Here is a 7,731-nt window from a genome sequence, read left to right as displayed (position 1 = left end):
CATGGGGGAGGCTATCGGCAACAGAAACAACCTGCTGCGAAGCTTCTGGCGTAAATCCAACGCCGGGAACTTCGCGAGAATAGGTGATATCGCGCAGTGCTTTACGCCAAATGGAGCTGAACGTATCCCCCACATCGCAGTTTACCTTCCCGACTACAAAGCTCTGCTGGACAACAGCCAGCAGAACATTGGCCAAAGACGTTTTCCCAACGCCGCGCTCTCCAAACAGGATCGCGTGGTAGCCCTTTTGCGTAACAGCACTGATAATTCGATTGAGCTGATCGATTCGGCCGGCGAATAGATCCTGCGTATTGACGGGCGAGCCAGGTGTAAAGACCTGTCCAATATGAATAAGTTGACTCGTCCGAGAATCGACTTCCATACGTTTGTCCCTGTCATGTTTGGCGGCTTTCCAATTAGTATTACACCAAAACATGCAAGTCAACAGGCAAACCCTGCAAGTGATGCCATCTAAGCCACTAGTGCCGTTCCCGCGCCCCTAACAGTATCTATCCCCTTTCCGAGCTCATAACGATACTGCCGCAATGTGAGCTCCCCGCCGTACTTCTCGGCCACCATCAGTGCATTGACCGCCTGGCTGGCTGCAACCGTTTACTCCGTGCGCACGATGAGTGCGCGCAGCAGGTTCTGTCGTTCCATGGCCACCAGCGCCGACTCCACCCATCGCAGGTTGTCGGGGATGCCCTGGTCGAAGGCGATTTCCGGGTTGTAATGCGGCCGGAGAGAAACGGCCGGTAATGACTACCGGCGATTGGTAGCGGGGACAGGATTCGAACCTGTGACCTTCGGCTTATGAGACCGACGAGCTGCCGCTGCTCTACCCCACAACAGGAAAGCCGCCGACGAATGCAGGATCTCCCGAACCCTGCTCCGCCGACGGCCTTTTGATGCTGGGCGACCGCTGTTCGCAGCACTGCCCACGCTAGTGATTTAAGGGGGTCAATCGTTCCCGTGCAACTGGGGTTCCGCATGGGGTTCCGCACTTCCGCATGCGGAAGATTTCAGCCGCCGCCGAGGTCGCCGAACAACCGTTTCCGGAACTCCACGCGCCCATCGTGCAGCGCCTCCTCCAGCGCGCGCAGTGCCACGGTATGGATACGGACATACGTCGCTCCGCGCATCTTCACCTGTCGTGCGAGCACGGCCGTGGCCTGCTTCCGCTCTGGCCAGACCATCTCAACCACCGCGGCGTGGATGATCAGGCGCAGCCGGTGCCGATCGGCTGCACTGCTCATGTCCAGGCCAGTGACTCGGGATTGCTCCAGCGCGCGCTGCACCGGATCGAATGCCAACAGAGCCAGAGCGGCCAGCTCCTGACCATCCGCCCGTATTGCCACGGCCTTGGCCGCGCGCTGTGCCAGCTTGTCGTCCATGTAGGCCAGGGCACCGGCCACGTCCGCACCGGTCAGCGGCACAACGGTTCCGCGCCCCTCTACCGGCACCTTGTACCCGCCACCTACCAGCATCCGCGCCAGCAGTTCGAGTGGATCGCGTTCGTGTGACATCAGACCCCCTGGTCCTTGTAGCGCTTTGCCAAGAACTCGTACTTGCCCATGTCCTCCATCAGCCGCGCCTTCACGGATGCATCGGGCTCGACTTCATAGGCCGCCCGCGCCTCCGCTGCTTTTGCCCGGGCCCATGCCTCCTTGGTTTCGTACCGGATCCGGCCACCAGCGCCGGAGGCTTTGGGTTTGAAACTGCTACCGCACCGGCGTGCCACCTCCTCCAGCAGTTGCTCAGTCGGCACCGCCGACAGGTCGAAAGCCGTCATCGCACCACCATTGCAGCGGCGCCACGGCCAGACATGGCGGCCAGGTGATCCGCATTCGTCCACCCCAGCGCCTCCCGGCTCAGCAGCTCCGCCAACCGGGCGAGACCTTTGCCGGTCACCCGGACCTGATCGCACACCCTCTCCTCACCGTCCGGGCGCGGCAGCACCGTCACCTTGTGCACCAGCACACCGGTCTGGAGCCGCGGCTGGTAAGCCAGCCAATTTCTGCTGCCCGGGCGTCGGTAGATCCACGCATGCTCCTGCAGCCAGGAGAACAGCTTCAAGGGCGGCACGGCCAGCAGCTTGGCCGCCTCGGTGACCGGGAACGTACCTTCTGCATCGGCAATCGTATCCAGCGCGCGGGCCTTGGGCTGCAGCTGCCGGTTCTCTGCCCTGAGCGCTTCCACCTGCTCGCCATATCCCAGCAGCAAGCCGCGCAGGGCGGCCGGATCAGACAGGATCGCCATCACGTCCGCCTGCGGCGCCGGGGCGGCTACTCGCTGGTCGTAGGCGCGGATCACCTGCAGGTGGAACGCCGGCGAGATCCACATCGCGTAGGCATAGACCAGCTCCTTCACCACGTAGGTTCCCTGTAGGACACCGCCCTGCAACACTCCGACAGCGTTCCTCATATCTGAGGAACGGTCGATTTCCTCAATCAGCTCCCTCGCCTGCCTCGACCTCAGCCAATTCGATGGCTGGTGCTTGCTGGCTGCGCCAGAGGCGATATGCAGGTCATTGAGCGAGAAGCGGCCCTCGGCATCTTGGCGGACACTCACCGCGGCGATGGTCAGCTGCATGCCGGCACCTCCGTGGTGGCTACCAGGCGGCGAGCCCGCTTCATGAACGACACGAACTCCTCCCGGTGCCGCTCCTGCGCGGCGCGGTGGGCCTTCTCTTGAGTCTGGATCCAGTCCTCGAACTCGATCTCGAGAAATGCGAGCCGCTGATCGACTGTGATGGTGCGGAAGGCAACCGGCGCCGGCGGGGCGTCAGCGTTCCTCCCGCTCCCGCGCGGCGCTGCCGGCAGGGCCAGAACGGCGCCGGGATCAGCTGCAGACCACACTGCAACTTGGCGGCCGTGGCGCGTGTCATACCGGTCCTCACCACGAATCACATGGCCGGAGCCCTGCAACTCACGCAGCAGGCCAGCGACGGCCGGCGCAGAGGACGGAAGGAACTCCGGCGGATGACCGGCCCCCATCGCTGCGATCCCCATCTGCTCGAGCAGTTCCGCCGCGGTGCAGGCACCGGCCGCGCCAAGACAGAACAGGGCGACCAGTCGCTGGTACTCACGCATATCCATCCCCGTCATTGCTGGCTCCTTTGCTCGATCACGAATGTCTGTTGGGCGATCAGCTCGTCGTCGGAGCCGTAGGTTTCGTGGAACGTCCTCGAGCCATCCATAAGGCTCGGCCCCCACTGCTCGCGCATCTGCGCGAACGTCTTCTCCGATCTCGGGTGCCGCCGGTGGTGCCAGGTGCACAGCGCATAGCCGAACGAATGGCCGCGGCGCTTGTTGCCTGACTTCGCGTGGTTGTAGTCGCAGCCGTAGACCACCAGGGTCGGCTCCAGCAGCCCCTGGGTGGCCAGCGCCAGGCAGGCCATGCAGGGACCGATCTTGCTGGCTTCGATCCGGGCGGCTTCTTCGGCCGTCGGCGGCGGTGCTTTCGACCACATCAGCCCTTCACCTCTTCGCCGAAGCCGAGGTCAGCTGCAGCGCGCGCCATCGCCGCCTTGGCCTTTTCCCGGTCGCTCACCACCGGCAGCGTCGGCCGTTCGTGCGGCAATGCCAGCATCGGCTCGGGCAGCTTCCCACCCTCGGCCACGTACCGCATGGCCTGCTCGTAGGCCGCGCGAAGCATCCGCTCCTGCTGGAAGCCGTCGGCGGTGTTGAAGGTGTGCAGATCCATCATGGCGCGCACTTGCATGGAGAATGCCGACCGGTCACGGCCGGGACGCATCTCCTGCTCCACCTCCCCAAACGTCGGCAGGTTCAGGCACAGCGCGCGGAACTTTGCCGGCCCCGGTGGCCACTCCAGTCCCTTCAGCAGGCAGGCAGACAGGCCTTCACCCAGCTGCCTCGCCGTCAGGCCGCGCAGCGCGGTCGCCCAGGTCTGGCCGGCAGTGGAAAGCGTCCCGTCGGCCTTGGCCGGCGCGGTGCCGTTGTCCCGCGTGAACTTGCCCGGGAACATGGCAGCCATCCGTTCCCACAGCGTCCACAGCGCGTCCATCTGCCGCTGCGATGGCTGCTCAACCAATGACAGCGAATTCGCCATCGATGACGTCCCCCGCGCCTGCTCGTCCTGCTCCACCTGACCGGCCAGCTGCAACAGGCCCGCCTTCGCGCTGCAATCGCTCCCATTCCTCTCGGGCGTGGGCGACGGTGTCGGCAGAACCTTGCGCAGTTGATCCATGGTTGGCAGCTCCTGATTGCTTGGGCTCGACGGGAAGCAGCAGGCCCAGGGCCATTGCGTCCTTGAGGGATTTGTTGATGTCGCCGCCGCTCTCGGCGATGGCTTCCAGCTGTGGGCGGACCTGCAGCCAGCCTTGGATCGACAGCGGGCGCCTGCTGACGCGGCGATGCCTGACGAACAGGGCCAGCACTTCGCGGTCCAGGCCGGGCAGCAGCGGACCGAGCGGCGAAACCTCACGCTCGATGTCTGCCTCTGTCATCGCGGCGCCGTCGCCCACACCCGGTGTGTGTTCCTGACGGTTACCTGATGTATCTGACGGTTCCGTGTCCCGTTTTTGGGACTCTTTCCGGGAAAAACGGGACTGTTTGGCGGGAAAAACGGGACTGTTTCCCTGACTTTTCGGGACTGTTCCGTTTTCGGAACTGTTCCGGTTTTGGGACTGTTCCGTTTTCGGGCCTGTTTCGATCATGTCCGGGCCGCGCAGCCGGTAGACGATCACCTGCTTGGTGTCCCCCATACGCCGGCCGCTGTCCTCGATCAGACCCCACTCACGGAGCCGGGCAAGGTTCGCCATCACCGTCTTGCGGTCCTGTCCGGTTGCCTCCGCGAGGTAGCCCACCGAGGGGAACGCCAGCCAGGTATCGCCGCTGGCGCAGTTGGCCAGAACCGTCAGCACGAACTTGGCCGACGACTGCTTGATAGGCAGCTTCAGCGCCCAGGTAATCGCCTCGACGCTCACGGCTGCACCTGCCATGTGATGTGGAACATGGGCAGCTTCACTCCGTTAAGTGGCTGGAGATCCGCCGGCCAGGGCTCTGGCAGTGGCGCACGCAGCACCTGCAGCCAGCGGAACGCAGTGGCCCGCGACACACCGAAGCGTTCGCGGAGCGCACGTGCGGTGAGGGGCATCCGCTGCTGGCGCGCCCACACGACCACGTCCATGTGCGGAAGCAGCTCCACAACGTCCGGCGTCAGCGCGTGCCCATTGGCCTCCAGTCGGGCGGCCAGCACCACGGCCCATTTGAGGGTTCCGGTACTCATGACGAAGAGCCTCCCGCGACGACCAGGGTCGGGCCAACCGTCTGGCTCTGCAGATGCCCCTCGATGGACGCAAGAATGGTCGCCACCTCTGCCTGCAGGTCCATTCCATCCCGCTGCGCGCGGCGCAGCGCGGGAACATCCCGGCCGTCGACGATGCCGTCGGCCATCACCTGTGCCAGCGCACCTATGGTTTTCCCGAACTCGATGGACATCCGGGAGGCGTTGAGCATCCCCGAATGCGGCTGCAGCTCCGGCAGGCGAGCGCCCATGAACCGTAACGCTGCGCCAGCTCCCGGGCACATTCCTCGCCCCAGGGTGACGGCATGGCGGAGACCCAAGCCTCTTCCAGGTCCACCGGCAGCTTCACCGTGCCATTGCGGAACCGAGCAATCAGCTGCGCGTTCGCGCGCTGTGCCTTCTCGATCGCATCGGTATCGGTGCCCGTGTGGAAGTCGACCACACGCTCAGCCGGCGCCACGATTCCCATGTACGTCTCGGCCACCGCCTGGGCGAAGCTGGCATCGGTGTGGTGACTGTTCCGGATGCAGGCCGTCGTGTGCCGGAAGATCACGGCAGCGCGCGGCTCGCGGAAGGTCGGTTGAATCTGTTGCTTCATTTACGCACCTCGGGAGTAGATGCAAGGTGGTCCCCATGGACAGGACGACCACGCTCAAGGGATCAAAGAAAGGTGCCGCCCGCCTTGCGGTAGGCTGCGGGCACCACGCGAGCAGCCCGCAAGGAGGGCGACATGGACAACGAAACTGTTCCGGACGTGATTGCCGACTGGGAAATAGAGGTCAGCGACAATTTCCGAGGAGCCCAGCTCACTTTTCGTGCCCTCGGCAAGCCAGGGCATCCGGAGGCCGGGGGTACTTATGCATGCCGCCCGATGTTCTTAGAGCTCGAACGGCTGCGGCGTCTCCAGAAGGAGTTGGACGGCTTGATCCGCTACATGGAAAAGGGTGTCGCGGCACCCGGAGCATCTCTGCAATAGCGGAGGCTGGTCCGGCCATCTCAGGCCACCTCCACGGGGACGATCCGGTCGTCGTCGGGGTCAGCCGGTGGCGGCGCGGGGGCGGTGCCGGTCTGCACATCCAGCAGCCGCAGCACCTCCGGCACCGCCGGCAGCGCGCGCTCCTCCTCCCAGCTCTCCACCTGCTCCACCGGCAGCTGCAGCACCTTGGCCAGCTGCTTGTCGTTGCTCAGGCCCAGCTTGGCGCGCAGAGCGCGCTTGCTCATGCGGGAATCGACCAGTGCCGCAGCGGTGAGCGGGGCCGAAACCACGGGATCGCCAGATACGGCAACTTGCGCCGGGGCGTCACCGAAGACGTCCGGCCGACGGAGACTCCAAATTTCCGGAATCCCCCGGTACTTCCAGTTTTGGACGCGCTGCACTCCCCCCGCACGAGGGTCAAACCCAAGCTGGATGGCTATCTCAGTAGGGCCGCCAAGGCGATCAATCAGAGCGGCATCTGCATGCAGTTTGGTTTCCATGAATCGAGTAAACATCATGATGACATCAATAGTCAACTCTATGTTTATCGACTCGGGTAAACGTGACGTTTACGCTGCCCGGATGAAGAACCAGCTCACTGACTTCCAGCGTCGCTTTGAAGAGGCCATGGCGCACGCCGGCGTGGCCAATAACCGGGCGGCGTTTGGAGTGAAGCTGGGCCTCGAGGGGAACCAGAATCAGAAGTTGTACAACTGGTTCAAGCGCGATCAGCGCGTACCTGACGACCAGCGACGCCCGCTCGCGGCGCTTGGGATTTCTATCGATTGGCTAAACAACGGCGATGGAGAAATGTTCGTCGACCGCACGCCAACTCAAGTCTCACCGCCAGCGACACCCGGTGACTATGTTCGCGTCGAGCAACTGGACGCGACAGGGGGCATGGGCGGCGCAATGGTCAATGAAGATCATCCGGAGGTCATCCGGTCGGTTGAGTACGGAGAGGCATACATTCGGGCGCTGATTGGGTTCGTCCCACCGCCTGGTCGGCTGAAGCTTGTGTCCGGCACTGGCGACTCAATGCGCCCGGTGATCGAACCAGGCGAGCCCACCCTGATGGACTCCGGGGTCACGACCTTCCAAGGCGACGGCATCTACTGGATCGGCCTGGGCGACCGCCACGACGGTCACCAGATCAAGATGCTTCAGCAGCGAGGCGACGGCCTGTGGGTGGTGAGCGCCAACCCGCTCTACCCGCCATTCCCGTTCCCGGAGCATGGCCGTATTGGCGGGCGGCTCTACATCCGCCACAAGATCGAGCGGTTCAACTGAAAGCGTCGATGAAGTAGGCAAGGAGGCTATGGATGAACACATGCGGCACCCCGCTGCTCATCACAGAAATTACAGACCGCAGCACGGATGGAAGGACACTACCCTTCAAATGCCGGGCTGAGGATGGTGACCTTTACTATGTAAAGGGCCGATCAGCCAGCCATCACAGTCTCATATGTGAATGGATGGCCGGGCAC

The 7,731-nt window shown here is 63.7% G+C and carries 15 protein-coding genes and 1 tRNA gene; 3 read left to right on the top strand and 13 right to left on the bottom strand.

Features of this window, described 5'->3' with window-relative positions:
- The 12 genes from JCM9942_RS18950 to JCM9942_RS07885 all read right to left on the bottom strand — a co-directional run.
- The coding region (locus JCM9942_RS18950; protein WP_172675075.1) for an ATP-binding protein at positions 1–382 on the bottom strand (382 nt) is incomplete at its 3' end.
- Positions 383–773: 391 nt separating this feature from the next.
- Positions 774–848 (bottom strand) — tRNA-Met (locus JCM9942_RS07930).
- Between the two features lie 174 nt (positions 849–1,022).
- A complete protein-coding gene (locus JCM9942_RS07925) occupies positions 1,023–1,526 on the bottom strand; it encodes a hypothetical protein (protein WP_054658917.1) in 504 nt (167 codons plus the stop codon).
- Positions 1,526–1,792, bottom strand: coding sequence for a hypothetical protein (locus tag JCM9942_RS07920; RefSeq protein WP_054658916.1), 267 nt, complete (start codon positions 1,790–1,792; stop codon positions 1,526–1,528). Before JCM9942_RS07920 ends, JCM9942_RS07925 begins: the two co-directional genes overlap by 1 nt.
- Positions 1,789–2,592, bottom strand: a complete 804-nt coding sequence (locus tag JCM9942_RS07915) for a phage antirepressor KilAC domain-containing protein (RefSeq protein WP_083468465.1) — start codon at positions 2,590–2,592, stop codon at positions 1,789–1,791. Before JCM9942_RS07915 ends, JCM9942_RS07920 begins: the two co-directional genes overlap by 4 nt.
- Positions 2,583–3,107: a MarR family transcriptional regulator gene (locus JCM9942_RS07910; protein WP_054658915.1), complete on the bottom strand. Its 525-nt coding sequence runs from the start codon at positions 3,105–3,107 to the stop codon at positions 2,583–2,585. Before JCM9942_RS07910 ends, JCM9942_RS07915 begins: the two co-directional genes overlap by 10 nt.
- Complete coding sequence (locus JCM9942_RS07905) at positions 3,104–3,472, bottom strand: Ref family recombination enhancement nuclease (RefSeq protein WP_054658914.1); 369 nt, start codon at positions 3,470–3,472, stop codon at positions 3,104–3,106. Before JCM9942_RS07905 ends, JCM9942_RS07910 begins: the two co-directional genes overlap by 4 nt.
- Positions 3,472–4,071 (bottom strand): hypothetical protein, encoded by a 600-nt coding sequence (locus JCM9942_RS07900; protein WP_054658913.1) that lies wholly within the window; start codon positions 4,069–4,071, stop codon positions 3,472–3,474. Before JCM9942_RS07900 ends, JCM9942_RS07905 begins: the two co-directional genes overlap by 1 nt.
- Positions 4,046–4,948, bottom strand: a complete 903-nt coding sequence (locus JCM9942_RS07895; RefSeq protein WP_157722824.1) for a helix-turn-helix domain-containing protein — start codon at positions 4,946–4,948, stop codon at positions 4,046–4,048. Before JCM9942_RS07895 ends, JCM9942_RS07900 begins: the two co-directional genes overlap by 26 nt.
- Positions 4,945–5,250, bottom strand: coding sequence for a helix-turn-helix domain-containing protein (locus JCM9942_RS07890; protein ID WP_054658911.1), 306 nt, complete (start codon positions 5,248–5,250; stop codon positions 4,945–4,947). The genes JCM9942_RS07895 and JCM9942_RS07890 overlap by 4 nt, the downstream gene beginning before the upstream one ends.
- Complete coding sequence (locus tag JCM9942_RS20120; RefSeq protein WP_256202329.1) at positions 5,247–5,462, bottom strand: hypothetical protein; 216 nt, start codon at positions 5,460–5,462, stop codon at positions 5,247–5,249. The genes JCM9942_RS07890 and JCM9942_RS20120 overlap by 4 nt, the downstream gene beginning before the upstream one ends.
- Positions 5,435–5,866 (bottom strand): hypothetical protein, encoded by a 432-nt coding sequence (locus JCM9942_RS07885; RefSeq protein ID WP_256202328.1) that lies wholly within the window; start codon positions 5,864–5,866, stop codon positions 5,435–5,437. Before JCM9942_RS07885 ends, JCM9942_RS20120 begins: the two co-directional genes overlap by 28 nt.
- 132 nt (positions 5,867–5,998) lie before the next feature.
- On the opposite strand from JCM9942_RS07885, the gene JCM9942_RS07880 reads away from it, so the two are divergent.
- Positions 5,999–6,244 carry a hypothetical protein gene (locus JCM9942_RS07880; protein WP_054658910.1) on the top strand — a complete coding sequence of 82 codons (246 nt, stop codon included), beginning with the start codon at positions 5,999–6,001 and terminating at the stop codon, positions 6,242–6,244.
- 20 nt (positions 6,245–6,264) lie between these two features.
- Here the strand turns inward: JCM9942_RS07880 and JCM9942_RS18945 are convergent, their stop codons facing one another.
- The gene (locus tag JCM9942_RS18945; RefSeq protein WP_157722823.1) at positions 6,265–6,489 is read right to left on the bottom strand and encodes a helix-turn-helix domain-containing protein; all 225 of its coding nucleotides are present in this window, start codon (positions 6,487–6,489) and stop codon (positions 6,265–6,267) included.
- Positions 6,490–6,742: 253 nt separating this feature from the next.
- Between JCM9942_RS18945 and JCM9942_RS07870 the strand changes: the two genes are divergently transcribed.
- Positions 6,743–7,534, top strand: a complete 792-nt coding sequence (locus JCM9942_RS07870; protein WP_157722822.1) for a LexA family transcriptional regulator — start codon at positions 6,743–6,745, stop codon at positions 7,532–7,534.
- A gap of 32 nt (positions 7,535–7,566) precedes the next feature.
- Positions 7,567–7,731: HipA family kinase (locus JCM9942_RS20680; protein ID WP_425478328.1), on the top strand; the 165-nt coding region annotated here is incomplete at its 3' end.

The sequence above is a fragment of the Stenotrophomonas pictorum JCM 9942 genome (assembly GCF_001310775.1).
Lineage (GTDB): Bacteria > Pseudomonadota > Gammaproteobacteria > Xanthomonadales > Xanthomonadaceae > Stenotrophomonas > Stenotrophomonas pictorum.
Note: the sequence above shows the minus strand (reverse complement) of the source record. Positions and strands in the feature narration are given on the sequence as shown.